Source organism: Nostoc sp. 'Peltigera membranacea cyanobiont' 232, from assembly GCF_002245985.1.
Classification (GTDB): Bacteria; Cyanobacteriota; Cyanobacteriia; order Cyanobacteriales; family Nostocaceae; genus Nostoc.
In genome coordinates, this window is the sequence record NZ_NOLK01000389.1 from 1 (window position 1) to 1,244 (window position 1,244).

The 1,244-nt window shown below is 46.0% G+C and carries 1 protein-coding gene; it reads left to right on the forward strand.

The genetic code is table 11. The features are described 5' to 3' along the window. On the forward strand, window positions 1-1,244 hold a 1,244-nt coding region (locus CDG79_RS40540; RefSeq protein WP_143855759.1), incomplete at both ends, for a non-ribosomal peptide synthetase.

Sequence of the window (1,244 nt, forward strand, 5' to 3'; positions counted from 1 at the left end):
CCCAAGATAAATGCATTCATCAGTTATTTGCAGAGCAAGTGGAGCGTAGTCCCGATGCAGTAGCGGTGGTGTTTGAAAATCAGCAATTGACCTATCGACAGTTGAATGAGCGGGCTAATCAGTTAGCTCATTATTTACAAACAAAAGGCGTAAAACCAGAAGTCCTAGTAGGCATTTGCGTAGAGCGATCGCCAGAGATGATTATCGGAATGCTGGCTATTCTCAAAGCTGGCGGAGCATACTTGCCGCTCGATCCGGCATACCCTCAAGAACGCCTATCCTGGATTTTGACAGATGCCAAACCAGCAGTCCTATTGACCCAGAAGCAACTGATTGACAAGTTAACAGAACACCAAGCCCATATAGTTTGCCTGGATAGCTATTGGCATCACACCCAAGAGAGCCAACAAAACCCTATCTGTGCTTCTAGCATCGATAACTTGGTTTACGTAATTTATACTTCCGGCTCCACAGGCCGACCCAAAGGAGTCCAAATCAGCCATGCAGGACTACTAAATCTGGTATGTTGGCATCAACATAATTATCAAGTAACACCAGCTGACCGAGCAACCCAACTCGCTGGAGTAGCATTTGATGCAGCTGTTTGGGAAGTTTGGCCTTACCTGACCTGTGGTGCAAGTGTGTATTTACCAAATGAAGAAATTCGGATTGCACCACTACAACTGCGAGATTGGCTAGTATCCAAAGCAATCACCATCAGTTTTCTGCCCACACCCTTGGCAGAGAGCATCTTGTTGTTGGATTGGCCAAAGAATGTAGCTTTACGCACCTTACTGACTGGTGGAGACAAACTGCATCATTATCCGGCTAATTCGCTACCGTTCAAGTTGGTCAATAATTACGGGCCAACGGAGAATACAGTGGTTGCAACTTCTGGGTTGGTTCCAGTCAAGGAGCAATTTGACAGCAGCCCAGCGATCGGGCGACCTATTGCTAATACGCAAATTTATCTTTTAGATGCCAATTTGCAACCTGTACCGATTGGTGCTCCAGGTGAGTTACATATCAGTGGTGCTGGTTTAGCTCGGAATTACCTCAACCGCCCAGATTTAACAAATGAGAAATTTATTGCCAATCCCTTTAGCCAAGAATCGGGTGCAAGGCTGTACAAAACTGGCGATCTAGCCCGCTATTTGGACAATGGAGAGATTGAATATCTCGGTCGGATCGATCGCCAAGTTAAGATTCACGGCTTCCGCATTGAATTAGGAGAAATCGAGACT